The 25,393-nt window shown below is 71.0% G+C and carries 20 protein-coding genes; 8 read left to right on the plus strand and 12 right to left on the minus strand.

Annotated elements, in window-relative coordinates; genetic code table 11:
• Positions 1–25 precede the first annotated feature (25 nt).
• Positions 26–967 (plus strand): COX15/CtaA family protein, encoded by a 942-nt coding sequence (locus MWU75_RS16660; protein WP_247093027.1) that lies wholly within the window; start codon positions 26–28, stop codon positions 965–967.
• Here MWU75_RS16660 and MWU75_RS16665 read toward each other — a convergent pair.
• Positions 948–1,502, minus strand: a complete 555-nt coding sequence (locus MWU75_RS16665; protein ID WP_247093029.1) for a hypothetical protein — start codon at positions 1,500–1,502, stop codon at positions 948–950. The genes MWU75_RS16660 and MWU75_RS16665 overlap by 20 nt on opposite strands.
• Before the next feature lie 108 nt (positions 1,503–1,610).
• Between MWU75_RS16665 and MWU75_RS16670 the strand changes: the two genes are divergently transcribed.
• Both MWU75_RS16670 and MWU75_RS20395 read left to right on the plus strand, forming a co-directional pair.
• Positions 1,611–2,717, plus strand: a complete 1,107-nt coding sequence (locus MWU75_RS16670; protein WP_247093032.1) for a histidine kinase — start codon at positions 1,611–1,613, stop codon at positions 2,715–2,717.
• Positions 2,714–3,472, plus strand: coding sequence for a response regulator transcription factor (locus tag MWU75_RS20395; RefSeq protein WP_247093034.1), 759 nt, complete (start codon positions 2,714–2,716; stop codon positions 3,470–3,472). The genes MWU75_RS16670 and MWU75_RS20395 overlap by 4 nt, the downstream gene beginning before the upstream one ends.
• Here MWU75_RS20395 and MWU75_RS16680 read toward each other — a convergent pair.
• A complete protein-coding gene (locus tag MWU75_RS16680; protein ID WP_247093131.1) occupies positions 3,406–4,314 on the minus strand; it encodes a heme o synthase in 909 nt (302 codons plus the stop codon). The genes MWU75_RS20395 and MWU75_RS16680 overlap by 67 nt on opposite strands.
• A 285-nt stretch (positions 4,315–4,599) precedes the next feature.
• Here MWU75_RS16680 and tkt point away from each other — a divergent pair, with 285 nt between their 5' ends.
• From tkt to pgl, 5 genes are read left to right on the plus strand one after another with little or no spacing between them, the layout of a single operon-like run.
• Positions 4,600–6,822, plus strand: coding sequence for a transketolase (gene tkt, locus MWU75_RS16685; protein WP_247093036.1), 2,223 nt, complete (start codon positions 4,600–4,602; stop codon positions 6,820–6,822).
• A gap of 5 nt (positions 6,823–6,827) precedes the next feature.
• Positions 6,828–7,988: a transaldolase gene (gene tal, locus MWU75_RS16690; RefSeq protein ID WP_247093039.1), complete on the plus strand. Its 1,161-nt coding sequence runs from the start codon at positions 6,828–6,830 to the stop codon at positions 7,986–7,988.
• Complete coding sequence (locus MWU75_RS16695; protein WP_247093041.1) at positions 7,985–9,616, plus strand: glucose-6-phosphate isomerase; 1,632 nt, start codon at positions 7,985–7,987, stop codon at positions 9,614–9,616. The genes tal and MWU75_RS16695 overlap by 4 nt, the downstream gene beginning before the upstream one ends.
• Positions 9,613–11,157 (plus strand): glucose-6-phosphate dehydrogenase, encoded by a 1,545-nt coding sequence (gene zwf / locus MWU75_RS16700; protein ID WP_247093043.1) that lies wholly within the window; start codon positions 9,613–9,615, stop codon positions 11,155–11,157. The genes MWU75_RS16695 and zwf overlap by 4 nt, the downstream gene beginning before the upstream one ends.
• Positions 11,154–12,977 (plus strand): 6-phosphogluconolactonase, encoded by a 1,824-nt coding sequence (gene pgl, locus MWU75_RS16705; protein ID WP_247093045.1) that lies wholly within the window; start codon positions 11,154–11,156, stop codon positions 12,975–12,977. Before zwf ends, pgl begins: the two co-directional genes overlap by 4 nt.
• Positions 12,978–13,163: 186 nt before the next feature.
• Here the strand turns inward: pgl and MWU75_RS16710 are convergent, their stop codons facing one another.
• The 10 genes from MWU75_RS16710 to uvrA all read right to left on the minus strand — a co-directional run bounded on the left by MWU75_RS16710 (position 13,164) and on the right by uvrA (position 25,200).
• Positions 13,164–13,523, minus strand: coding sequence for an RNA polymerase-binding protein RbpA (locus MWU75_RS16710; protein WP_247093047.1), 360 nt, complete (start codon positions 13,521–13,523; stop codon positions 13,164–13,166).
• 215 nt (positions 13,524–13,738) lie between these two features.
• Entirely contained in the window at positions 13,739–13,981 is a 243-nt protein-coding gene (gene secG / locus MWU75_RS16715) for a preprotein translocase subunit SecG (protein ID WP_247093048.1), read from the minus strand.
• Positions 13,982–14,088: 107 nt separating this feature from the next.
• Positions 14,089–14,880 carry a triose-phosphate isomerase gene (gene tpiA, locus MWU75_RS16720; RefSeq protein WP_247093049.1) on the minus strand — a complete coding sequence of 264 codons (792 nt, stop codon included), beginning with the start codon at positions 14,878–14,880 and terminating at the stop codon, positions 14,089–14,091.
• A gap of 6 nt (positions 14,881–14,886) precedes the next feature.
• A complete protein-coding gene (locus MWU75_RS16725; RefSeq protein ID WP_247093050.1) occupies positions 14,887–16,092 on the minus strand; it encodes a phosphoglycerate kinase in 1,206 nt (401 codons plus the stop codon).
• A gap of 13 nt (positions 16,093–16,105) precedes the next feature.
• Entirely contained in the window at positions 16,106–17,110 is a 1,005-nt protein-coding gene (gene gap, locus MWU75_RS16730) for a type I glyceraldehyde-3-phosphate dehydrogenase (protein ID WP_247093051.1), read from the minus strand.
• Between the two features lie 180 nt (positions 17,111–17,290).
• Positions 17,291–18,271 carry a DNA-binding protein WhiA gene (gene whiA / locus MWU75_RS16735; protein WP_247093053.1) on the minus strand — a complete coding sequence of 327 codons (981 nt, stop codon included), beginning with the start codon at positions 18,269–18,271 and terminating at the stop codon, positions 17,291–17,293.
• 34 nt (positions 18,272–18,305) lie between these two features.
• Positions 18,306–19,271 carry a uridine diphosphate-N-acetylglucosamine-binding protein YvcK gene (yvcK, locus tag MWU75_RS16740; protein ID WP_247093055.1) on the minus strand — a complete coding sequence of 322 codons (966 nt, stop codon included), beginning with the start codon at positions 19,269–19,271 and terminating at the stop codon, positions 18,306–18,308.
• Entirely contained in the window at positions 19,268–20,221 is a 954-nt protein-coding gene (gene rapZ, locus MWU75_RS16745; protein WP_281497414.1) for an RNase adapter RapZ, read from the minus strand. The genes yvcK and rapZ overlap by 4 nt, the downstream gene beginning before the upstream one ends.
• An 11-nt stretch (positions 20,222–20,232) precedes the next feature.
• The gene (gene uvrC / locus MWU75_RS16750) at positions 20,233–22,251 is read right to left on the minus strand and encodes an excinuclease ABC subunit UvrC (protein WP_247093057.1); all 2,019 of its coding nucleotides are present in this window, start codon (positions 22,249–22,251) and stop codon (positions 20,233–20,235) included.
• Between the two features lie 3 nt (positions 22,252–22,254).
• Positions 22,255–25,200 (minus strand): excinuclease ABC subunit UvrA, encoded by a 2,946-nt coding sequence (gene uvrA / locus MWU75_RS16755; protein ID WP_247093059.1) that lies wholly within the window; start codon positions 25,198–25,200, stop codon positions 22,255–22,257.
• Between the last annotated feature and the right edge of the window lie 193 nt (positions 25,201–25,393).

Below are 25,393 nucleotides of genomic sequence, written 5' to 3' on the forward strand. Positions count from 1 at the left end.
CGGAGCCGCGACCTACCATGAGGGGGTGCCCGTGACCTCCCCCTGGCTGCGCCGGATCCTCGTCGCCAACCTCACCCTCCAGATCCTCATCGTCGTGACCGGTGGCCTGGTGCGCCTCACCGGCAGCGGCCTCGGCTGCCCGACCTGGCCCCTCTGCGAGGGCGACTCGTTGACCCCCGTGATCCATGAGGCGATGACCTTCCACCCTTTCGTGGAGTACGGCAACCGCATGCTCAGCGTCCTCGTCGGGGTCGGAGCGCTGGCGACGGTGTGGGCGGTGCGCCGCTGGGCCCGGCGCCGCACCCCGATGATGGCCCTGGCCTGGACGGTGCTCGGACTCACCCTGCTCCAGGGACTGCTCGGCGGGATCACCGTCCTCACCCGGCTGCACCCGATCACGGTGATGGGGCACTTCATGATCTCGATGGCGCTGGTGGCCCTGAGCACCGCACTGCTCCTGAGGGACCACCAGGGCGACGAGCGCGCACGCCCGACCGTCCCGCTGCTCGTGCGTCAGCTCGCGGTCGCCACCGGTGTGGTCCTCGTCGCCGTCCTGCTGCTGGGCACGATCGTGACGGGGTCCGGCCCCCACTCCGGCGATGCCGAGCACCCGGCACGCTTCGGTTTCGACCCGCGCACCATCTCCTGGCTCCACGCCGACGCGGTGATGCTCTTCGTGGGGCTGGTCGTCGCGATGGTGGTGGCGACCCGCCTGTTGTCCGGCGCGGCCCGGTCCCGGGACTGGTGGGGCTGGGTGCTGCTGATCTCCCTGGCGCAGGGAGCGATCGGCTACACGCAGTACCTCACCGGGCTCCCCGAGCTCCTCGTCCTTGCCCACATGCTGGGCGCGGCCGCCCTGACCGTCACGGTCACGGCCGGGGTGCTGACCCTCTGGGACCGGGAGGCGGCACCGGCGGGTGGCGACAGCGCCACGGATCAACCCCAGGTCACCGCGCAGCCGCGCTGACGCCCCGCGCCCGTGCCGTCAGGGCCACGCACACCCAGACGCCCGCCATCGGGACGCTGTTGAACGGCAGGGCGAACATGATGGGCAGGAACAGCGCCACCGCGACCCCGGTCCACCAGGGCCACAGTCTCCGCGTCCCGAGCACGCCTGCCGCGACGAGGCCCACGAACGAGGGGACGACGCCGAGCAGGAACAACCAGCCCGGCGGCTCCTGACCCAGGACGGGGACCGCGAGCATGGTGAGCCCACCCACGGTGAGCCCGAACGGAGCCAGCGACCACAGCCAGGCACGCCAGCCGCGGACGGGACGCTGCAGCACCAGGCAGAACGCGGCGGCCAGGAAGGCCAGTCCCGTGACGATCTCGGAGAGCGCCCCGAGACCCTGGGTGTGGTCGCCCACCTGCTCCGAGCCGGCCAGGATTGCGACGGTGCCTCCACCGAGGAGGAGCACGGCAGCAGCGACTGCGGTCCCTCGTGCCAGGAGCGGGCGAGGGGCCGGGGTGGAAGTATGCGGGATGTCGAGTGTGGTTGTCATGCCTCGACGATGCCTGCGGCCGGGTCCGCAGACCTCCCCCGACCGGCCCTTCCCCCTCTGTCTCGAGGCAGAGGTCCACCGGGCCGGGTCGTCAGTACGATCAGCGCTATGAAGCGGCTCCGTGCGGTCCTGCCCCGGGCCGTGTGGCGACGCGACCTGCTGCTGGGGGCGCTCGTGACGGCCATCGCCCAGCTCGAGCTTGCCGTGCTCACCAGCGCCGACGGCGTCCCGCTCAGCTGGTTGCTGAGCAATCTCGTCCTGCTCCCGGCGCTGGCCCTGCGCCGGCTGCGGCCACTTGCCGCGACGGTGGTCGCGGCGCTCGGCTTCGCCTTCCCGGTCAGTCCTCCCGAGCTCGGGGTGGCCACCCCCTTCCTCGTCCTGATCTTCCTCCTCGCCTCCCTGGGCTGGCACGCCTCGCTGCGAGACGGTGCGATCGGCACGGCCTGCGTGCTCGCGGCCGGCCTGGCACGGGAGGTGACCTCGCAGACCCCCTCGCTCCCGGACACCGTGGTCAACGTCGTGGTGATCGCGGGGAGTTGGCTGACCGCGCTCCTGCTGCGTCGCGCCGCGGACCGTCGGGTCGCTGCGGAGATCATGGCGGACCGAGCCGCCCGGGAGGCGGTCGCCACCGAGCGTGCCCGGATAACCCGAGACCTCCACGACTCCATGGGGCACGCCCTGACCCTCATCACGGTCCAGGCCGGGAGCTCACGCGAGCGTGCCACCGACGACGCGGTCCGCGCCCTGCTGGGCGGGATCGAGGGCACGGCCCGCAGCGCGCTGGACGATCTGCACCGGCTGCTCCGGCTGGGCGGCAGCGAGAGCGACGGCGACGGAGCGCTCGGCGTGGCAGCCCTGCCGGACCTGCTGGGCCGGCTGGCAGGCAGCGATCTACCGGTGGAGCTGCGCGATGACCTGCCCGACCCCCTGCCGAGCTCGATGTCAACCGCCGTTTACCGGGTGACCCAGGAGGGTCTGACGAACGTGCTGCGGCACAGCGACTCACCCCGCGCCCGGGTCCGGGTCGGCCGGGACGACGACGGCGGCGTCCTGGTGCGGGTCGAGGACGACGGGCCGCCGCGTCCGGTCGTCGTCCAGCGCTCCGGTCGCGGCGTGGCGGGACTGCGGGAGCGCGTCGCTCTGATGGGCGGCACCGTGGAGTCGGGGCCGCTGGACGAGGGGTGGCTCCTGGAGGCCAGGATCCCGTGGACGTGAGCACCGTCGCTCCCGTCCCGATCAGGGTGGTGGTGGCCGACGACGAGCCTCTGGTGCGACACGGCATACGACAGGTGCTGGAGTTCGACGGCGGGACGGAGGTCGTGGCGGAGGTCAACGACGGGGTGGCCGCGCTCGCCGCGATCCGCCGGCACCGACCCGCCCTGGCCCTGCTCGACATCCGGATGCCCCGGCTCGACGGCATCCAGGTGGCCGCTGCCATCACGTCCGACCCGTCGTTGACCGGCACCCGGAGTCTGATCCTCACCACCTTCGCCGAGGAGGACCTGCTCCTCAGCGCGGTGCGGGCCGGCGCCGGTGGCTACCTGCTCAAGAGCATGTCGCCCGAGGACATCCGGTCGGCGGTGCGCGCCGCCGCCCTGGGCCAGACCGCGGTCGCGCCCGCACTCGTCGACCACCTGCTGCGCGAGCACGCCCGGCGGCAGACCCCGCGCTCCCCCCTGCTGGACCGGCTCACCGATCGGGAGACACGGGTCCTCCAGGAGGTGGCCGCCGGACGGTCCAACGCCGAGATCGCGCGCCGTCTGCACGTGGGCGAGGGGACGGTCAAGACGCACGTCGCGGCGGTGCTGCGCAAGCTCGGGGTGCGCGACCGCACCCAGGCGGCGGTCGCCGCATACGAGCTGGGGCTGGTGCGCCCGGGGAGTGACGGGGCCGCCGGCCCGCCTCAGAACGGGAGCGCCAGGAACAGCAGCGGGTCCACGGCCACGCCGAGGAAGAGCAGCGTCAGATAGCTGATCGAGAAGTGGAACAGCCGCATCGCGCCGAGCCGGCTGCCGGTCTCCCCCGCCCTGGCCTTCACCAGGAGCCGGTGCGCCTCCACCAGGAGCACGGCGCCGGAGAGCAGCGCTGCGCCGGTGTAGATCCAGCCCATCGGGGCCACGGGGATCAGCGCCAGGGAGGTCGCGACGGTCAGCCAGGAGTAGACGACGATCTGTCGGGCCACGGCCACGTCCTGCGCCACGACCGGCAGCATCGGCACCCCGGCGGCCGCGTAGTCGTCCTTGAAGCGCATCGACAGCGGCCAGTAGTGCGGCGGCGTCCAGAAGAAGATCACCATGAACAGCACCAGCGCCGGCCAGGCCAGGGAGTTGGTGACCGCCGACCATCCGATGAGCACCGGCATACAGCCGGCCACGCCGCCCCAGACGATGTTCTGGGAGGTCCGGCGCTTCAGCAGGATCGTGTAGAAGCCGACGTAGAGCACGATGGCGCCGAGCCCCAGCCACGCGGACAGCCAGTTGACCAGCAGCCCCAGCCAGAGCGTCGAGATCACGCCCAGCACCGTGCCGAAGATCAGTGCGGCACGCGGGGTGATCGCGCCCGTCACCAGCGGGCGGTTCTCGGTGCGGTGCATCTGGGCGTCGATGTCGCGGTCGAGATAGCAGTTCAGGGTGTTGGCCGAGGCCGCGGCGAGCGTGCCGCCGACCAGGGTGGCGACCATCAGCCACAGCGACGGGATGCCGCCCTCGGCGAGGAACATCACCGGGAAGGTGGTGACCAGCAGCAGCTCGATGATGCGGGGCTTGGTCAGCGCGACGTAGTCACCGAGGACCTGGCGCCACCCGCGGTCCACAACAGCAGGGGTTGTCCCCGGCGAGCGGTCGAGAGTGGTCACGTCGTCCTTGTCCTGCACCTTGCGAGTATGCCGGGCGCTCCGGTCGGAGGGGCCCGCTTGCCTTGGTCATGCTACCGGCCCGGCCTCCGGAGGTGGTCACCGCATCGGTGCGCCGTGGGACGCGTCACACCGCAGAAGTGCGCCCCCTGACGGGTCGTGCGTCCTCGCCCGGTCGGGGCTAAGGTCGGGTGTGTCTGTGGTGCTGCCGCGCACCACCCCCCGCCGTCGAGCAAGGAGTGACTCGTGACCGAGACCACCCAGGAGATTCCCAGCCGAGACACCAGCCTCGCGGCACCGGTCGCCGACGACGTCGGCTGGACCGAGCTGGACGTCCGTGCCGTCGACACCGCCCGGGTCCTGGCCGCCGATGCCGTGCAGAAGACCGGGAACGGTCACCCCGGGACGGCGATGAGTCTGGCCCCGGTCGCCTACCTGCTCTATCAGCGTGTGATGCGTCACGACCCCAGCGACCCGCACTGGCTCGGCCGCGACCGGTTCGTCCTCTCCTGCGGCCACTCGAGCCTGACGCAGTACATCCAGCTCTACCTCTCCGGCTACGGCATGGAGTTGGAGGACCTGAAGGCGTTGCGCACCTGGGGCAGCGCGACCCCGGGCCACCCCGAGGTGCACCACACGACCGGGGTGGAGCTGACCACCGGTCCGCTGGGGTCGGGCCTGGCCACTGCCGTGGGCATGGCCGCGGCGCAGCGTCGACAGCGGGGGCTGCTCGACCCCGACGCGCCGCCGGGCACCTCGCCGTTCGACCACCACATCTGGGTCCTCGCCTCCGACGGCGACATCATGGAGGGGGTGGCCTCCGAGGCCTCCTCCTTCGCCGGGCACCAGGAGCTCGGCAACCTGACCCTGATCTACGACCAGAACTACATCTCCATCGAGGACGACACCGACATCGCGTTCTCCGAGGACGTGGCCAAGCGCTATGAGTCATACGGCTGGCACACCGAGACCGTCGACTGGCGCGAGCAGGAGCCCTACACCGAGAACGTCGACGCCCTCTATGCCGCCCTGGAGCGGAGCAAGACCTCGGACCGGCCCACGCTCGTGCTGCTGCGCACGATCATCGCCTGGCCCGCCCCCACCAAGCGCGACACCGGCGCCTCCCACGGTTCGGCCCTGGGCGACGACGAGGTCGCAGCCACCAAGAAGCTCCTCGGCTTCGATCCCGAGGAGACCTTCCCAGACGACCCGGAGGTGCTCGGGCACGCCCGCAAGGTGGTCGAGCGCGGGCAGCAGGCACGCGCGGAGTGGGAGACGACATACTCGCAGTGGCGCAGCGCCAACCCGGACCGGGCCACCCTGCTCGACCGCCTCGTGGCCAAGGCGACCCCCGAGGGGTTCGACGAGGCCTTCCCGGTCTTTGAGGCCGACGCCAAGGGGAAGGCAACCCGGGCGGCGTCCGGTGAGGTGCTGAACGCCCTCGCCCCGGTGATGCCTGAGCTGTGGGGAGGCTCGGCCGACCTGGCCGGCTCGAACAACACCACGATGAAGGGCGAGCCCAGCTTCGTCCCCGAGGCCAAGTCGACCGACATGTTCGCCGGGAACACCTACGGCCGCACGCTGCACTTCGGCATCCGCGAGAACGGCATGGGCATGATCCTGTCCGGCATCGCGCTCGAGGGACTGACCCGCCCCTACGGTGGCACGTTCCTGGTCTTCTCGGACTACATGCGGCCCGCGGTCCGACTGGCCTCCATCCAGCAGCTGCCCGTGGTCTACGTGTGGACCCACGACTCCATCGGCCTGGGTGAGGACGGCCCCACGCACCAGCCGGTCGAGCACCTCGCCGCGCTGCGGGCCATTCCGGGCCTGGACGTGATCCGCCCGGCCGACGCCAACGAGACCGCGGTGGCCTGGCGGACCGTGCTGCAGATCCACGACCACCCGATGGCCCTGGCGCTGACCCGGCAGAACGTCCCGACCTTCGACCGCTCCACGTTCGGCTCGGCCGAGGGCGTCGCCAAGGGCGGCTACGTCCTGGTCGACGCCGAGGGTGGTGACCCCGACGTGCTGCTCATCGGCACCGGCTCGGAGGTCCAGCTGGCCGTGGAGGCCCGCGAACAGCTCGCCGGGCAGGGGGTGCGCGCCCGCGTGGTGAGTATGCCGTGCCGCGAGTGGTTCGACAGCCAGGACCAGGCCTACCGGGACGAGGTGCTGCCTCCCTCGGTGCGCGCCCGCGTGAGTGTCGAGGCGGGCGTGGCGCAGGGCTGGCGCGAGCTGGTCGGCGACGCGGGCCGGATCGTCAGCCTCGAACACTTTGGCGCCTCGGCCGACTACCAGAGGCTCTACCGCGAGTTCGGGATCACCCCAGAGGCCGTCGCGGCCGCAGCGCAGGAGTCCCTCGCAGCGGCCGCCGGGGACGACTCCCCCGGTCACGGCACCCCGGGCGAGCCGGCCAGCGGAGAGCCCACGGTCGGCGACGTCCCCACCTCAACCCAGGAGCAGTGAGCATCATGACCGAGACCAACACCAGCACCAGCAGCACCAGCCAGACCGGCCGCACCCCGCTCGCCGACCTGGCCGCCGCCGGCGTCTCCATCTGGCTGGACGACCTCAACCGGTCGATGATCAGCACCGGAGAGCTGCAGGAGCTGATCGACACCCGCAACGTCGTCGGGGTCACCACCAACCCGACGATCTTCGCCAACGCCCTGTCCGACGGCGAGGCCTACACCGAGCAGGTGCGCGAGCTGGTCACTGCCGGTGCGGACGTGGACACTGCCGTCTTCGAGCTGACCACCGAGGACGTCCGCAACGCGTGCGACGTGCTCCGGCCGGTGTTCGACGCCTCCGACGGCGTCGACGGCCGCGTGTCCATCGAGGTGGACCCGCGCCTGGAGAACGACACCGAGGGCACGGTGGCGATGGCCCGCAAGCTCTGGGCCGCGGTCGACCGGGAGAACCTGTTCATCAAGATCCCGGCCACCCTCGAGGGACTGCCGGCCATCAGCCAGGTGCTGGCCGACGGCATCAGCGTCAATGTCACGCTCATCTTCAGCCTGGACCGCTACCGGGGCGTCATGAACGCCTTCCTCACCGGGCTCGAGCAGGCCCGTGAGGCCGGCAAGGACCTGTCGAAGATCCACTCCGTGGCCTCGTTCTTCGTCTCCCGCGTGGACAGCGAGGTCGACAAGCAGCTCGAGGCCATCGGCACCGACGAGGCGCTGGGGCTGCGCGGCAAGGCAGGTCTGGCCAACGCCCGGCTGGCCTACCAGGCCTACGAGGAGGTCTTCTCGACGCCGCGCTGGCAGAACCTGGCCGACGACGGTGCGCACGCCCAGCGCCCGCTGTGGGCCTCCACCGGTGTGAAGAACCCGGACTACCCGGACACCCTCTACGTCGCCGGTCTGGTCGCCCCCAACACCGTCAACACGATGCCGCACCCCACGATGGAGGCCACCGCGGACCACGGCGAGATCCCCGGTGACTCGGTGACCGGCACCTACGCCGAGTCCCAGCAGGTCCTGGACGATCTCGAGCGGGTGGGCGTCAGCTACGCCCAGGTGGTCGAGACGCTGGAGACCGAGGGTGTGGACAAGTTCGAGAAGTCCTGGGGCGAGCTCCTGGACTCGGTCTCGGGCGAGCTCGACCGCCTGCGGGGCGAGAGCCAGTGAGCACCCTCTCCGTCGAGGCGCTGGGCGCCGCGGCCGACGCCGTCGAGGCGCACCTGCTCCCCCTGGTCGATGAACGATTCGCCTCCCGGCTGTTCGCCCAGGACGCCACCCTCTGGGGGCCTGAGGCCGAGGCGGAGTCCGCCATCCGGCTGGCCTGGACCGGCCTGCACCGCACGTCCCGACCCCTCGTGGGAGAGATCGCTGCGCTCCGCGAGGAGCTGGCAACGCGCGGAGTCCGTCGGATCGCACTGTGCGGCATGGGAGGTTCCTCCCTGGCCCCAGAGGTCATCTGCGCCACGGCCGGCGTCGAGCTCGTGGTCGTGGACTCCTCCGACCCGGACATGGTGCGCTCCTGCGTGGAGGATGACCTGGCCGGCACCGCCGTCGTGGTCTCCTCCAAGTCCGGGTCGACGGTGGAGACCGACTCCCAGCGTCGCATCTTCGTCCAGGCCTTCGAGGACGCGGGCATCGATCCGATCGAACGGGTCATCATCGTCACCGACCCGGGCAGCGCGATGGACACCCAGTCGCGGGCCGACGGTTACCGCGTGATCAACGCCGACCCCAACGTCGGGGGCCGCTACTCCGCGCTGACCGCCTTCGGGCTGGTGCCCTCGGGGCTGGCCGGCGTGGACATCGGGGCACTGCTCGACGAGGCCGAGGAGGTCGCCGACCTGTTGGCCGAGGACGACCAGGCCAACCCCGGGCTGCGGCTCGGGGCGGCGCTGGGCGGCACCTCGCCGCTGCGGGACAAGCTGATCCTCACCGACCGCGGCACGCCCATCGTGGGCTTCGCCGACTGGGCGGAGCAGCTGATCGCGGAGAGCACCGGCAAGGAGGGCACCGGGCTGCTGCCCGTCGTCGTCGGCGCCGAGGGCGCGACGGAGGCCGTGGCCTCCGCAGCGGACGCCACGGTGGTGGCGCTCACCGCGGACGACGACGAGGCGGCCGACAGCGAGGCCGTCCCCTCCCAGGTGAGCGTCTCGGGCACCCTCGGCGCCCAGCTCCTCCTGTGGGAGGTGGCGACCGCCGTCGCCGGACGACTGTTGGGCATCAACCCCTTCGACCAGCCCGACGTGGAGAGCGCCAAGAGCGCCGCGCGCTCGCTGATGGAGGACCCGTCTGACTCCACGGAACCCGCGCTCGGCACGGACGGTGCCGTCGAGATCCGCAGCGCCGGTGACGCGCTCGACCTCGGCGAGGCCGCCTCGTCCCTCACCGCGTCGGTGGACGCGCTCCTGGGCGAGCTGGACCCGGAGCGGGGCTACGTGGCCGTCATGGTCTATCTGGACCGTCTCGCGCACGCCGACCTGGCCGCCGTGCGCGGCTCGTTGGAGGCACGGACCGGTCGGCCGGTCACCTTCGGCTGGGGGCCGCGTTTCCTGCACTCCACCGGTCAGTTCCACAAGGGCGGACCGGCCACCGGGGTCTATCTGCAGGTGACCGGGACCCCGTCGGAGGATGTCCCGGTGCCCGGCAAGGACTTCACGCTCGGCACCTTCATCGCCGCCCAGGCGGCGGGGGACGCCCAGGTGCTGGCCGACCAGGGCCGTCCCGTCCTGCAGCTGCACCTGAGCGACCAGGCAGCCGGCCTCCGGCAGCTGCGAGACGTGCTGGGCCACGAGTGAGCCCGGTCGAGGTCACGGCGGGGCACAACCCGCTGCGGCACCCCGACGACAAGCGCCTGCCCCGCATCGCGGGACCGTGCAGCATGGTCATGTTCGGGGTGACCGGCGACCTGGCGCGCAAGAAGCTCATGCCGGCCATCTACGACCTGGCCAACCGCGGCCTGCTCCCGGCCGGGTTCTCCCTGGTGGGCTTCGCCCGCCGCGACTGGGCGCACCAGGACTTCGGCCGCGTGGTGCACGACTCGGTGCGGGCGCACGCCAGGACCCCGTTCCGCGATGACGTGTGGCGCAGCCTGGCCGAGGGTTTCCGGTTCGTGCCGGGCGAGTTCGACGACCCTGACGCGTTCCGGCTGCTGGCCAGCACGGTGCGCGACCTCGACAAGGAGCGGGGCACGGGCGGCAACCACGCCTTCTACCTCTCCATCCCCCCGACCTTCTTTGCCACGGTGTGCGAGCAGCTGCGGTCCTCGGGACTGAGCGACCCCGTCCCGGGGAGCTGGCGCCGGGTGGTCATCGAGAAGCCCTTCGGCCACGACCAGGCCAGCGCGCAGGAGCTGAACCGGATCGTGGAGGACGTATTCCCACCCGACTCGGTCTTCCGGATCGACCACTACCTGGGCAAGGAGACGGTCCAGAACCTGCTGGCCCTGCGCTTCGCCAACCAGATGTTCGAGCCGATCTGGAACAGCAACTATGTCGACCACGTCCAGATCACGATGGCCGAGGACATCGGCATCGGCGGCCGCGCGGGCTACTACGACACCGTGGGCGCGGCCAAGGACGTCATCCAGAACCACCTGCTGCAACTGCTGGCGCTGACCGCGATGGAGGAGCCGATCGACTTCACCGCGCGCGCCGTGCGTGTCGAGAAGCTCAAGATCCTCGCCTCCGCCCGGCTCGCGGACGGCCTGAGCACCGCCACCTCCCGGGGGCAGTATGTCGCGGGCTGGCAGGGCAGCGAGCTCACCAAGGGCTATCTCGAGGAGGACGGGGTCGCCGCCGACTCGATCACCGAGACCTATGCGGCGATCAAGCTGGACGTGGACACCCGCCGGTGGGCCGGGGTCCCGTTCTATCTGCGTGCCGGTAAGCGCCTGGGCAAGCGGGTCACCGAGATCGCGGTCGTCTTCAAGCGGGCGCCGCACCTGCCGTTCGGCAGCACCGCGACCGAGGAGCTCGGGCAGAACGCCATCGTCATCCGGATCCAGCCGGACGAGGGGATCACCATGCGCTTCGGCTCCAAGGTGCCCGGCAGCCAGATGGAGGTCCGCGACGTCACGATGGACTTCGGCTACGGGGCCTCGTTCACCGAGTCCAGCCCCGAGGCCTACGAGCGTCTCATCCTGGACGTGCTTCTCGGAGACCCGCCCCTCTTCCCCCGGCACGAGGAGGTCGAGCTGTCCTGGCGGATCCTCGACCCGGTCATCGACTACTGGCAGCGCGAGCACATCGTTCCGGGGCCGTACCGGGCCGGCACCTGGGGACCGGAGTCGGCCGACGAGCTGATGCACCGGGACGGACGCGAGTGGAGGCTGCCGTGATCGTCGACCTGCCCAGCACCACCACGACCGACGTCAGCAAGCGGCTCATCGCGCTGCGCCACTCCGTGGGCGCGATGGCGATGGGGCGGGTCCTCACCCTGCTGATCGTCACGGACGAGGACCAGGCGGACAGCGCCCTGGAGGTGGCCAACGACGCCACCCGGCAGCACCCGGCACGCATCCTCGCCGTCGTCCGCGCCAACCGTCGCGGGACCAGTCGGCTCGACGCCCAGATCCGCGTGGGGGGCGATGCCGGGGCCAGTGAGGTCGTGGTGCTGCGGCTCTTCGGGGAGATGGCCGACCACGGGGCCTCGGTGGTGACCCCGCTCCTGCTGCCCGACTCCCCCATCGTGGCGTGGTGGCCGGGCGAGCCCCCGAGCGACGTCGCGGAGAGCGCCCTGGGCAGCATCGCGCGGCGCCGGATCACCGACGCCGGCGCGTGCGCCCGGCCCACCATACAGCTGAAGCGCCGGGCCACCCACTACGCCCCGGGGGACACGGACCTGGCGTGGACTCGCGTCACCCGGTGGCGTGGGTTGCTGGCCGCCGCGCTGGACGAGCCGCCGTTCGGTCAGGTGCGCTCGGCGCTGGTCGTGGCCGAACCCGACGAGCCCAGTGCCGACCTGATCGCCGGGTGGCTCGCCCATGCTCTCGACGTGCCGGTGCAACGGGTCACCAGCGACCCGGGCAGCGGGATCGTCAGTGTCCGGATGGAGCGCGAGGACGGCCCGATCGACCTGGTCCATGCCGATGAGGGGCTGTCGACCCTGGCCCAGCCGGGCCGTCCGGTTCGTGAGGTCGCGCTGCGCGTCCCGGACGCAGCTGAGTGCCTGGCCGATGAGCTGCGCCGGCTCGACGCGGACGAGATCTACGCCGCGGCGCTGACCGACGGCCTGCCCCGGGTCACCAGGAGAACCGGCAGGCAGCGCAGGACGGCCCGCGAGGAAGCCCCGACGGCACCGGCACCGGTGGACCACAGCGGCTCGCAGGCCATGTCCTCGGCGGCACTGGATGACCTGACCCCGCGGGAGGGCGCTCCCCCGGCAGACCGACTGCACGAACGAGTGAGTGACGAGTTGGAGCAGATGGAGACTGGCACGGTGCGCCTCTCGGACGACAGCGAGGCCCTGGCAGCCGACGTGGCAGCGGCGGTCGCCGTGGCGATCGAGGAGGCGGTGACGGCCCGCGGAGTCGCGCACCTGGTGCTGACCGGCGGGTCCATGGGCGCCCGCACCGTGGCGGCCCTCGCCGCCCTGGACCTCCCAGCAGAGACCTGGGACAAGGTGCACATCTGGTGGGGTGATGAGCGGTTCGTGCCCGACGGGCACGCCGACCGCAACGACCAGCAGGCACGGGACGCGGGTCTGGACCGGATCCCGGTCCCCGCGTCACAGGTCCACTCGACGCCGGCCGGCTCGGACGCGGATGAGCTCCCTGCGGCCGCAGATCGTTGGGCGGTCGACCTCGCGGCCCATGCGGCCGAGGGTGAGCACTCGCCACGCTTCGACGTGGTGCTCCTCGGGCTGGGACCGGACACGCACGTGGCCTCCCTGTTCCCCGGGAGGGATGAGTTGCACGTCACGGACCGGGTGGCGGTGCCGGTCACCGGGTCGCCAAAGCCGCCCCCGCTGCGGCTGACCCTGACGGTGCCCGCGCTCAACGCTGCCGAACGCGTGTGGTTCGTCGTGTCGGGCGCCGACAAGGCGGACGCCGTGGCTGCCGCTCGCGCCGCGCACGACGACCCCCAGGTCCCCGCCTCCTGGGTCCGCGGCACCCGCGAGACCACCTGGTGGCTCGACGAAGCCGCCGCCGCAACCTGAGCCGACCCGCCCTCCACGGGGGGAATGTCGAAGCGAAGCTCGGTCCTCTCGAGGCCAGGACCAATCCACGGCTCCGCGGGGTGCTCTCGCGGGGAACGCTAGGGTCGCCCTGGGGCCCTGGTGTGACCCACGAGAAGCACTACCGACCGGGCGCGGTGACTCGCAACATGACGCGCTCGGTGGTGTCTAGGGGGTGTCGGAGGTGCCGCGCCGCTCGCGGAGCGACGCGAGGGCCTCGTCCAGCAGGTCCGCGCCTGCCTTGTCTGACCGGCGCTCCTTCACGTAGGCCAGGTGCGTCTTATAGGGCTCATTCTTCGGTGGCGCCGGAGGGTTGTCCTTGTCCTGACCGGCCGGGAGCCCACAACGCGGGCAGTCCCAGAACTCCGGTGCCTCCTCGATGCCCTCCGCGGCAAAGCTGGGTCGGCTCTCGTGGCCGTTCTGGCACCAGTAGGACAGCTCGATGCGCGGCGCGGACTCGCCACGCTCCGCCTCACCGGAGGGGCCAGAACCCACCCGGCTACCCCTGATGGAATTCGTCCCGACCACAGTTGGACCTCCTGGAGCTCGCACCGATCCTGAGGCAGCAATGTAACCCGCCGGAGGTCGGCAGGACGTCAGGGGGTGGGGCGGGTCGCGTCAGGGGGCGTCGTCGTGACGGCCCGGCCACCGGGGCGTCAATCCGCCACAGCGGATCGGGCGTAGCGGGTCAGGCGTAGCGGATCAGGCGAACCGGATCAGGCGTGGCGGATCAGGCGACCGGATCAGGCGAAGCGGATCAGCAGCCCGATGCCGACGATCGCTGCGACCCAGATGATCGAGACGGCGATCGTGATCCGGGTGAGGTTGCGCTCGGCCACCGTGGACCCACCCAGGCTGCTGGACATCCCGCCGCCGAACATGTCGGAGAGACCGCCGCCGCGGCCCTTGTGCATCAGGATCAGCAACACCAGGAACGCGCTACTCAGCACGAGCAGCACATCAAGGAAGATCCGGACCAGGTCCACAGGCGAACACCTCACGTCGGGTCGGGCACCGTGGCCCGGGTTCAGGAGCAGGTGACAGGATAACCCAGCCGACCCCCGGGACCGACCGTGCGGTGGGCTGTGGGCTGTCAGCCGCCCACGTGCTGCTGGTAGCGGCAGATGCTCGCGAACTCGTCGACGTTGATCGAGGCACCGCCAATGAGGGCGCCGTCGACATCCTCCTGCGCCATGATGGACGCGACGTTGCCGGCCTTCACCGAGCCACCGTAGAGGATGCGGACCGCGTCCGCCGTGTCGCCCGTCGTGAGCTCGGCGACACGGGTGCGGATCGCCGCGCACACCTCCTGGGCGTCCTCGGGCGTCGCGACCTCCCCCGTGCCGATGGCCCACACCGGCTCGTAGGCGATGACCAGCGTCCTGACCGTGGCGGCGTCCAGGCCCTCCAGCGCGGCGTCGAGCTGGGCCAACACGTGCGGGACGTGCTCGCCGGCCTGCCGGACCTCCAGAGGCTCGCCGACACAGACGATGGGCACCAGCTCGTGCCTCAGGGCCGCTGCCACCTTCGCGGCGACCAGCTGGTCGTCCTCCGCGTGCAGCTGACGACGCTCGCTGTGGCCGACCACGACGTAGCTGCAGCCGAGCTTGGCCAGGAACGCCCCGGAGATCTCGCCGGTGTAGGCCCCTGAGTCGTGCTGCGACAGGTCCTGGGCACCGTAGCCGAGCTCGAGCCGGTCGCCCTGCACCAGTGTCTGCACGGAGCGCAGGTCGGTGAACGGGGGCAGGACCACCACCTCGACGGCCGCGAAGTCGTGCTTGGCGTCCCGCAGGCTCCAGTCCAGCTTCTGGACCAGGTGCGTGGCCTGCAGGTGGTCCAGGTTCATCTTCCAGTTGCCCGCCATCAGGGGGGTGCGTGCAGCCATCAGTGCTCAGTCCTCCAGGACGTCGAGACCAGGGAGGGTCTTGCCCTCCAGGAACTCCAGCGAGGCGCCGCCCCCGGTGGAGATGTGACCGAATTCGTCGTCGCGGTGACCGAACTGGCGCACGGCGGCCGCGCTGTCGCCACCACCGACGACGGTCAGCGCGTCATGCTCGGCCGTGATGTCGACCAGGGCGCGGGCCACCGCCCGCGTGCCGTCGGCGTAGGGCGCCATCTCGAAGGCCCCCATGGGGCCGTTCCAGAACACCGTCCTCGCGTCGGCGAGTTTGTCCGCGAACACCCGGGAGGAGTCCGGGCCGATGTCCAGACCCATCCGGTCGGCGGGGATCTGGTCGGCCGCCACCACCTCGTGGTCGGCGTCGGCGGAGAACTCGGTGGCCACGACGATATCCGTCGGCAGCACGATCTCCACCCCGGTGTCCTCGGCCGTCTGCAGGTATCCGCGGACGACGTCGAGCTGGTCCTCCTCGAGCAGGCTCTGGCCCACCTCGAGGCCCTGGGCCTTCAGGAAGGTGAAGACCATGCCACCGCCGATCAACAGCCGGTCGGCCTTGGCGAGCAGGTTGTCGATGACCCCGAGCTTGTCGCTGACCTTCGCACCGCCCAGCACCACGGCATACGGCCTCTGCGGGTCCTCGGTCAGGCGGCGCAGGACACCGACCTCGGTCTCGACCAGCCCGCCCGCCGCGGACGGCAGCAACTGGGTGATGTCGAACACGCTGGCCTGCTCGCGGTGAACGACCCCGAACCCGTCGCTCACGAAGGCGTCGGCCAGGGCGGCCAGCTGCTCCGCGAACTCTCGGCGCCCGTCAGCGGTCTTGGCCGTCTCCCCCGCGTTGAAGCGCAGGTTCTCCAGCAGCACCACCTGTCCGTCCTCGAGCGCTCCGACGGCCTGGCGGGCCGACTCCCCCACCGTGTCGGTGGCGAAGGCGACCGGCTGGCCGAGCAGCTCCTCCAGGCGCGTGGCGACCGGCCGCAGGGAGAACTGCGGGTCGGGCTCGCCCTTGGGCCGTCCGAGGTGGGCGCAGACGATGACGCGAGCGCCCTGGTCAGCGAGGTCCTTGATGGTCGGCACCGACGCGCGGACGCGGCCGTCGTCGGTGATCGCCCCGGCGTCGTCCAGCGGGACGTTGAGGTCGCTGCGGACCAGGACCCGGCGACCCCGGAGGTCACCGAGGTCGGCGATGGTCTTCATCGTGGCGCCCGGGTCAGAGCGAGCCGCCGACGAGGACGGTCAGGTCGACCAGGCGGCTGGAGTAGCCCCACTCGTTGTCGTACCAGCCGACCACCTTCACCTGGTCGCCGATGACCCGCGTGAGACCGGCGTCGAAGATGCAGGAGGCCGGGTCACCCTCGATGTCCTTGGAGACGATGGGGTCCTCGGTGTAGCGCAGGATGCCCTTGAGGTCGCCCTCGGCGTGCTTCTTGACGGCCGCGTTGACCTCCTCGACCGTGACCTCGCGGCTGGCCTCGAAGGTCAGGTCGGTCGCGGAGCCGGTGGGGGTCGGGACACGCAGCGCGAAGCCGTCCAGCTTGCCCTGCAGCTCGGGCAGGACCAGCCCGATGGCCTTGGCGGCCCCGGTGGTCGTCGGCACGATGTTGAGCGCCGCCGCCCGGGCCCGGCGCAGGTCCTTGTGGGGACCGTCCTGCAGGTTCTGGTCGGCGGTGTAGGCGTGGATGGTCGTCATGAGGCCCTTGACGATGCCGAACTCCTCGTGCATCACCTTCGCCATCGGGCCCAGGCAGTTCGTCGTGCAGGAGGCGTTGGAGATGATGTGGTGGTTGGCCGGGTCATAGTCACCGTCGTTGACGCCGAGGACGACGGTGAAGTCCTCGTTCTTGCCGGGCGCGGAGATGATGACCTTCTTGGCCCCACCGTCGATGTGGGCCTTGGCCTTGGTGGCGTCGGTGAAGATGCCGGTGGACTCGATGACGACGTCCGCGCCGAGGTCTGCCCACGGCAGCGCGGCCGGGTCCTTCTCGGCGAAGGCCCTGATCGTCTTGCCACCGACGGTGATGTCGTCCTCGGTCGAGGAGACCTCCTCGCTGAGCCGGCCCAGGATCGAGTCGTACTTCAGCAGGTGCGCGAGGGTCTCGTTGTCGGTGAGGTCGTTGACCCCGACGATCTCGATGTCGGCGCCCGAGGCGATGACAGCGCGAGCGAAGTTGCGGCCGATGCGGCCAAAGCCATTGATGCCTACGCGAACGGTCACTGGAACTGCCTCCTGATCTGAACCCGCGTGTGCAGGTCGTGATGGACGAACCTCTCACCCCCAAACCTAGGGGATGGTGGGTGGTGGCAACCACTCGGCCCCACGCCCCCTGACAGGTCACCGGTGCGAGCCTCAGACCGTGTTGGCTCCGTCCCCTGAGCGCGAAGGACACACCGGGGGTCAGTCCTCGAGCATCTCCGCCGTCAGACCCGCCTCGGTCCCCTCGATGCCGAACTCCTCGGCGCGCTTGTCGGCCATCGCCAGCAGCCGGCGGATCCGGCCCGCGACGGCGTCCTTGGTCATCGGCGGGTCAGCCAGCTGACCGAGCTCCTCCAGCGACGCCTGCTTGTGCTCGACGCGCAACAGACCGGCCACGCGCAGGTGCTCCGGCGCCTGGTCGCCGAGGATCTCCAGGGCCCGCTCGACCCGTGCTCCCGCGGCCACCGCCGCGCGGGCCGACCGCCGCAGGTTGGCGTCGTCGAAGTTTGCCAGCCGGTTGGCGGTGGCTCGCACCTCGCGGCGCATCCGCCGCTCCTCCCAGGCCAGCACCGCCTCGTGGGCGCCGAGTCTGGTGAGCATGGCGCCGATGGCGTCACCGTCACGGATCACGACGCGGTCCACGCCGCGGACCTCACGGGCCTTGGCCTGGATCCCCATGCGCCGGCCCGCCCCTACGAGGGCCAGAGCGGCCTCGGGACCGGGGCAGGTGATCTCCAGCGCCGACGAGCGGCCCGGCTCGGTGATCGACCCGTGGGCCAGGAACGCGCCACGCCAGGCGGCCTCGGCGTCGCAGACGGACGCACCGACGATGCGCGGGGGCAACCCGCGGACCGGACGGCCCCGGTGGTCGATCAGGCCGGTCTGCCGGGCCAGGGACTCCCCGTCGGAGGTGGCGCGCACGACATACCGCGTGCCCTTGCGGAGCCCCCCGGGACCCATGACGACCATCTCGCTCGTGGAGCCGTAGACCTCGGCCATGAAGGCCCGCAGCCGACGGGCCACCTGGGCGGTGTCCACCTCGGCCTCGATGACGATGCGTCCGCCGATGATGTGCAGGCCGCCGGCGAAGCGCAGCACGGTGGAGACCTCTGCCTTCTTGCAGCAGGTCTTGGTGACGGGAAGCCTGCTCAGCTCGTCCTTCACCCGGGCTGTCATCGCCATCGTGCCCCCCTTTGGGGTCCGGATCGTACGTGTCTCAGCCACCGAAGATCACATCCCGGTAGGCCGCGGCCAGCCGCAGGGTGTCGTGCTCCCGCGGTCTCCGCATCTTACGCACCGGTGTCACCACGAGCTCGGCACCGATGCCCTGGGCCACCTCCCGCAGCGACTGCTCCTCGCTGCGGACGACAGCCGGATCGGCGATCACGTAGTCGACCGTGAGGTCCGGGGCGTGCGCGGAGAGGACCTCCACGTGCTCGGCCGGTGAGAAACCCTGCGTCTCGTCGTCGTCGAGTCCGACGTTGAGCGTGAGGATCCGCCGGGCCGGGGTGTGGACGAGAGCCTCCTGGAGCTCGGGGACGAGCAGGTGCGGCATGACCGAGGTGAACCACGAGCCGGGCCCCAGGATGACCCAGTCGGCGAGCTTGATCGCCTCCAGCGCGTCGGGCGAGGCGGGCGGCTCCTCGGGGACGATGCGCACGCTCAGCACCCGGCCCGGGGTGCCGGCCACCCGCGACTGTCCCTTCACGACCGACATCTCATCCGGGGCGCTGGGCTCTGCTCCCAGCACGGTCGCCTCGATGTCGAGCGGCACCTCGCACATCGGCAGCACGCGCCCGCGGGTGTTCAGCAGGCGACCGACGAGGTCCAGGCCACGCACCGGGCTGTCCAGGAGCTCCCACAGGCTCATGATGAGCAGGTTGCCCAGCGCGTGCCCGGCCAGCTCGCCGTCGCCCCCGAGCCGGTGCTGCAGGACGGCGCTCCACTGGTGACCCCACGCGGTGTCCTCGCACAACGCCGCCAGGGCCATCCTCAGGTCACCGGGCGGCAGGATGTCGAACTCGTCACGCAGTCGGCCGCTCGACCCGCCGTCGTCAGCGACCGTGACGACTGCGGTGATCTCCTCGGTGAGGTGGCGCAGCGACTGCAGGGAGGCGGCGAGACCGTGCCCGCCGCCGAGCGCGACGACGCGTGGCGCCGACGCGACCCGGGGCGGGCTCACTCGCGCCCCAGGTCGCGGTGGAAGGTCGTGAGCGCCACTCCCGCGCGCCCCTCGAGCCGCTTGACGAGCTCCTCGGTGACCGCGACGGAGCGGTGCTTGCCGCCCGTGCAGCCGATGGCCACGGTCACGTAGCGGCGTCCCTCGGAGAGATAACCGTCCATCGCGATGTTGAGCATCGTGGTCACGGCATCCAGATAGGCGTCCAGCCCGCGCTGCCCCAGCACGTAGTCCCGCACCTGTTCGTCACGGCCCGTGAACGGCCGCAGCTCGGGTTGCCAGTAGGGGTTGACCAGGAAGCGCAGGTCCAGCACGATGTCGGCGTCCAGGGGGATGCCGTACTTGAAGCCGAACGACAGCACCGCCATGCGCAGCCGGACGCTGACATCGGTGTTGAGCAGCTCGTCGACGGCCACGCCCAGCTGGTGCACGTTGTAGCCCGTTGTGTCGATGACGACATCGGCGCCGGAGCGGATGTCGCCCAGCATCCGACGCTCCTTGTGGATGCCGTCGAGGAGCAGGCCGTCCCCCTGCAGCGGGTGGGGCCGCCGGACGCTCTCGAAACGCCGCACCAGGGCCTCGTCCGTGGCGTCCACGAAGATGGTGCGGGGGTTGAAGCCGTTGGCTTGCAGCTCCTGGATGCCGTTGCTCAGCTCGGTCGTGAAGTCGCGGCTGCGGACGTCGACGACAGCCGCGAGCCGCTGCGGTCGCACACCACCGGAGACGATCTCGACGAGGTCGGCGAGCATCTTGGGCGGGATGTTGTCCACGACATACCAGCCGCGGTCCTCCAGCACGTTGGCCGCTGTCGAGCGTCCCGCCCCGCTCATCCCCGTGATGAGCACGAACTCACGGTGTTCGCGCCCATCCTGGGGCTCTGGCACGGACGTGTCCGACACCTGTGTCGCGGCCGTGCTCCCGGACCCGACTGCGTCCGCCCCTAGCTCAGTCATGTGGCTCTCCCTCAGTCCATCACTTCACCGGTAGCCAGGTTAACCCGCGGCGCCGCCGTGGTCGCCTCACCAGTGAGTTTCTCGTGGACCAGCGCCGCCAGCGCGGGGCCGATGCCGGGGACTCCGGCCAGCTCCTCCACCGAGGCCGCCTCGATCTTGCGCACGGAGCCGAACGCGCGCAGCAGGGCCTTCTGACGTGCGGGACCCAGCCCGGGGATGCCGTCCAGGCGGCTGGAGGTCATCGACTTGGACCGGCGCTGCCGGTGGAAGGTGTTGGCGAAGCGGTGCGCCTCGTCCCGGACCCGCTGCAGCAGGTAGAGCCCCTCGCTGGTCCGGGGCAGGATGACCGGGAACTCCTGCCCCGGCACCCACACCTCCTCTAGTCGCTTGGCCAGACCGATGACCGTCACGTCGTTGACCCCGACCTCGCTGAGGGCGGCGGCCGCGGCGTTGACCTGGGGCAGCCCGCCGTCGACGACCACCAGGTTGGGCGGGTAGGCGAACCGGGCCGGTCGTCCCTCCGGCGTGACGGGCTGACCACCCGCGGCGACCGGGCGGCCGTCTGAGGTGACCGGCTGACCGGCTGCCGGGACCGGTTGACCGGCTGCCGTGAGCGGCGCCGGGTCCTCCGCCGCGGCCGGGGCGTTGAGCAGGTGCCGGAAGCGCCGGGTCAGCACCTCGTGCATGGCGGCGGTGTCGTCGGCGGTGCCGTGCCGGACGATGAAACGGCGGTACTCGCTCTTGCGCGGGAGTCCGTCCTCGAAGACCACCATCGAGCCCACCACGTCCGTGCCCTGCACGTGGCTGATGTCGAAGGACTCGATGCGCAGCGGCGCCTCGTCGAGCTCGAGCGCGTCCTGCAGCTCCTGGAGCGCCTGGCTGCGTGCGGTGAGGTCGCCGGACCGGGCCACCTTGTGCCGCGCCAGCGACTGGGTGGCGTTGCGGGCCACGGTCTCCAGCAGCGCCCGCTTGTCACCGCGCTGCGGCACCCGGATGCGCACCCTCGCGCCGCGCAGGGTGCTGAGCCACTCCTCCAGGTTGCCCCGGCCGGTGGGCTCGACCGGCACGAGCACCTCGCGCGGCACCGCCTCCGGTGACTCCCCGCCATACACCTGCTGCAACAGGTGCTCGACGATCTCGGCGAGGTCCTCGGCCCCCTTCTCACTGACCCACCCTCGCTGCCCGCGCACCCGGCCGCCGCGCACGTGGAACACCTGGAAGGCGACCTCGAGCTCGTCGTCGGCCAGGGCGAAGACGTCGGCATCGGTCGCGTCCGGCAGCACGACGGCTGACTTCTCCAGCGCCCGCTGGAGCGCCACGATGTCGTCGCGGAGCCGGGCGGCCGTCTCGAAGTCGAGCTCCGCGCTGGCGGCGCGCATCCGCTGTTCAAGGTCCTTGACGAAGCGGCCGGTGTTGCCGGTCATGAAGTCGCAGAAGTCCTCGGCGATCGCGCGGTGCTCCTCGGGGGTGACCCGACCGACGCACGGCGCCGAGCACTTGTCGATGTAGCCCAGCAGGCACGGTCGGCCGACCTGGTTGGCGCGCTTGAACACGCCCTTGCTGCAGGTGCGCACCGGAAACACCCGCAGCAGCTGGTCCAGGGTCTCCCGGATCGCCCACGCGTGGGCGTAGGGCCCGAAGTAGCGGGTGCCGGACTTCTTGGCGCCGCGCATGACCTGGGCCCGGGGGAACTCCTCCCCCATCGTGACCGCGAGATAGGGGTAGGACTTGTCGTCGCGGTACTTGACGTTGAACCGGGGGTCGTACTCCTTGATCCAGGCGTACTCCAGCTGGAGTGCCTCGACCTCGTTGCGCACGACCGTCCACTCCACCGAGGCCCCGGTCTGCACCATGGTGCGGGTCCGCGGGTGGAGCGCCGAGAGATCCTGGAAGTACGAGCTCAGCCGAGAGCGCAGCGAGACCGCCTTGCCCACGTAGATGACCCGTCCGTGCTGGTCACGGAACCGGTAGACACCGGGCTCGGTCGGGATCTCCCCCGGACGGGGGCGGTAGCTGGAGGGGTCTGCCATCGGTCAGGCGGACCGCCCACGGGGTCCGGAGCGGGCAGCCGCGGGGCGACGGCCGCGCTCGAGCAGCGGGGCCAGGAAGCGCCCGGTGTGGCTGTCCGGGTCGGCCGCCACGGCCTCGGGCGTGCCCTCGGCGACGACCGTGCCACCGCCCCGGCCGCCCTCGGGCCCTAGGTCGACAACCCAGTCGGCGCTCTTGATGACGTCCAGGTTGTGCTCGATCACCAGGACGGTGTTGCCCTTGTCGACCAGGCCCTGCAGGACCCCCAACAGTTTGCGGATGTCCTCGAAGTGCAGCCCCGTCGTCGGCTCGTCCAGGACGTAGACCGTGCGGCCCGTCGACCGCTTCTGCAGCTCGGCCGCCAGCTTGACCCGTTGGGCCTCGCCGCCGGAGAGGGTCGGGGCGGGCTGCCCCAGGCGGACGTAGCCGAGCCCGACCTCGACCAGGGTCGTCAGGTGCCGGGCGATCGCGGGGACCGCCGCGAAGAACCCGGCGGCCTCCTCGATGGGCATGTCGAGGACCTCGGAGATGGTCCGGCCCTTGAAGTGCACCTCCAGGGTCTCCCGGTTGTAGCGCGCACCGTGACAGACCTCGCACGGGACGTAGACGTCGGGCAGGAAGTTCATCTCGATCTTCAGGGTGCCGTCACCGGCGCACGCCTCGCAGCGCCCGCCCTTGACGTTGAAGGAGAAGCGCCCGGGCAGGTAGCCCCGGACCTTGGCCTCGGTGGTCTCGGCGAAGAGCTTGCGGATGTGGTCGAAGACGCCGGTGTAGGTCGCCGGGTTGCTCCGGGGGGTGCGGCCGATGGGGCCCTGGTCGACGTGCACCACCTTGTCGAGTGCGCCGAGCCCCTCCACCCGCTTGTGCCGCCCCGGGACCTGCCGGGCACCGTTGAGCTGGTTGGCCAGCACCTTGTAGAGGATGTCGTTGACCAGGGTCGACTTGCCCGACCCGGACACGCCGGTGATCGCGACCAGGTTGCCCAGCGGGAAGGAGACGTCCACACCCTGGAGGTTGTGCTCCCGCGCGCCGACGACCTTCAGCGCCCGCCCGTCCTGACCGCGTCGCCGGGCCGGCACGACGATCTCCCGCCGACCGGACAGGTAGGCGCCGGTCACCGAGGACGTGTGCGTCAGCAGGTCCGCCACCGAGCCGGAGTGCACCACCTGTCCACCGTGCTCGCCCGCGCCGGGGCCGATGTCGACCACCCAGTCGGCAGCCTCGATCGTGTCCTCGTCGTGCTCCACGACGATCAGGGTGTTGCCCAGGTCACGCAACCGGGTGAGGGTCTCGATGAGCCGGTGGTTGTCCCGCTGGTGCAGACCGATCGATGGCTCGTCGAGGACGTAGAGGACACCGACCAGGCCGGAGCCGATCTGGGTGGCCAGCCGGATGCGCTGAGCCTCGCCACCGGACAGCGTGGCCGCAGGCCGGTCCAGGGAGATGTAGTCCAGACCGACGTCCAGCAGGAACCCGAGGCGGGACTGCACCTCCACCATGACCCGGTCGGCGATCTGGGCCTCGCGCTCGCTGAAGTCGATGCCCCGGAGGAAGTCGGCGCACTGGTCGATCGGCAGCGCGCACACCTCGGAGATGCTGCGGCCACCGACGGTCACGGCCAGGATCTCCGGCTTGAGCCGGCTGCCCTGGCAGACGGGGCAGGGCACCTCGCGCATGTAGGACTCGTAGCGCTCGCGGCTGGTGTCCGAGTCGGTCTCCGCGTGCTTGCGCTTGACATAGGGGATGACACCCTCGAAGCCGGTGCTGTAGGCCCGCTCGCGACCGAACCGGTTGCGGTAGCGGACGTGCACCTTGTGCTGGTAGCCGTGCAGGATCGCGTCGCGCGCCCGCCCGGGCAGGGCCCGCCACGGGGTCTCCAGGTCGAACTTGAGGTCCTCCCCCAACCCACCGAGCACCCGCACGAAGAAGTCGCTGATCCCGTGGGCGGTCGACCACGGGGTGATCGCGCCCGCCATGATGGTGGCGTCCTCGTCGCGGATGACCAGCTCGGGGTCGACCTCGAGCTCGACGCCGATGCCGGTGCAGGAGGGGCAGGCACCGAACGGGGAGTTGAAGGAGAACGACCGCGGCTCGATCTCGTCGATCGCCAGAGGGTGGTCGTTGGGGCAGGCCATCCGCTCGGAGAAGCGGCGCTCCCGCGGGCGGCCCTCCGGGTCGTCGTCGGCGATGTCCACGAACTCGACGACGACCAGGCCACCGGCCAGACCGAGGGCGGTCTCCACCGAGTCGGTGAGCCGCTGCTTGGCCTTGCCGTCGCCGCCCTTGGCCACCAGCCGGTCCACGACCACCTCGATGGAGTGCTTCTTCTGCTTCTCCAGCGTCGGCGGCTCGGTCAGCGAGAGCACCTCGCCGTCCACCCGGGCCCGCGAGAAGCCCTTCGTCTGCAGCTCGCTGAACAGATCGACATACTCCCCCTTGCGGGCCCGCACGACCGGTGCCAGCACCTGGAACCTGGTGCCCTCGGGGAGCTCGAGCAGCCGGTCGACGATCTGCTGCGGGGTCTGCCGGGCGATCGCCTCGCCACAGACCGGGCAGTGCGGCCGGCCCACCCGGGCATACAGGAGGCGGAGATAGTCATAGACCTCGGTGATCGTGCCCACCGTCGACCGCGGGTTGCGGTTGGTGGACTTCTGGTCGATCGACACCGCAGGAGACAACCCCTCGATGAAGTCCACGTCGGGCTTGTCCATCTGCCCCAGAAACTGCCGGGCGTAGGCCGACAGGGACTCGACGTAGCGCCGTTGCCCCTCGGCGAAGATCGTGTCGAACGCCAGGGAGGACTTGCCGGAGCCGCTCAGGCCGGTGAAGACGACGAGCGAGTCGCGCGGGATGTCGACCGAGAGGTCCTTGAGATTGTGCTCGCGGGCACCCCGCACGACCAACCGGTCGTGGCGGTGCGGGAGGGAGGTGGCGGCAGTCGTGGATGGCACGCTCTCGATGGTAGATCGTGGCACCGACACTCCCCACCTCGTGCGCCCGGGGTCGACGGGTCCGCGGCGGCACCCGACCCGACCCGCTAGTGACAAGTTATGCTCAGCCTTGCATAGTTATGTGACGCTCGGCACGGTTCCTTCCGGTCACCGGCGGCAGCGTCTACAGTCGGCGCAGCACTTTTTCGGCCGG

It is taken from the genome of Ornithinimicrobium sp. F0845 (assembly GCF_023015765.1).
Classification (GTDB): Bacteria; Actinomycetota; Actinomycetes; order Actinomycetales; family Dermatophilaceae; genus Ornithinicoccus.

Coding starts and splice junctions, on each gene's coding strand:
- MWU75_RS16665 (WP_247093029.1), bottom strand. CDS start 1,502: ATGACAACCACACTCGACATCCCGCATACTTCCACCCCGGCCCCTCGC.
- MWU75_RS16670 (WP_247093032.1), top strand. CDS start 1,611: ATGAAGCGGCTCCGTGCGGTCCTGCCCCGGGCCGTGTGGCGACGCGAC.
- tal (WP_247093039.1), top strand. CDS start 6,828: ATGACCGAGACCAACACCAGCACCAGCAGCACCAGCCAGACCGGCCGC.
- tpiA (WP_247093049.1), bottom strand. CDS start 14,880: ATGGCTGCACGCACCCCCCTGATGGCGGGCAACTGGAAGATGAACCTG.
- MWU75_RS16725 (WP_247093050.1), bottom strand. CDS start 16,092: ATGAAGACCATCGCCGACCTCGGTGACCTCCGGGGTCGCCGGGTCCTG.
- whiA (WP_247093053.1), bottom strand. CDS start 18,271: ATGGCGATGACAGCCCGGGTGAAGGACGAGCTGAGCAGGCTTCCCGTC.
- rapZ (WP_281497414.1), bottom strand. CDS start 20,221: ATGACTGAGCTAGGGGCGGACGCAGTCGGGTCCGGGAGCACGGCCGCG.
- uvrC (WP_247093057.1), bottom strand. CDS start 22,251: ATGGCAGACCCCTCCAGCTACCGCCCCCGTCCGGGGGAGATCCCGACC.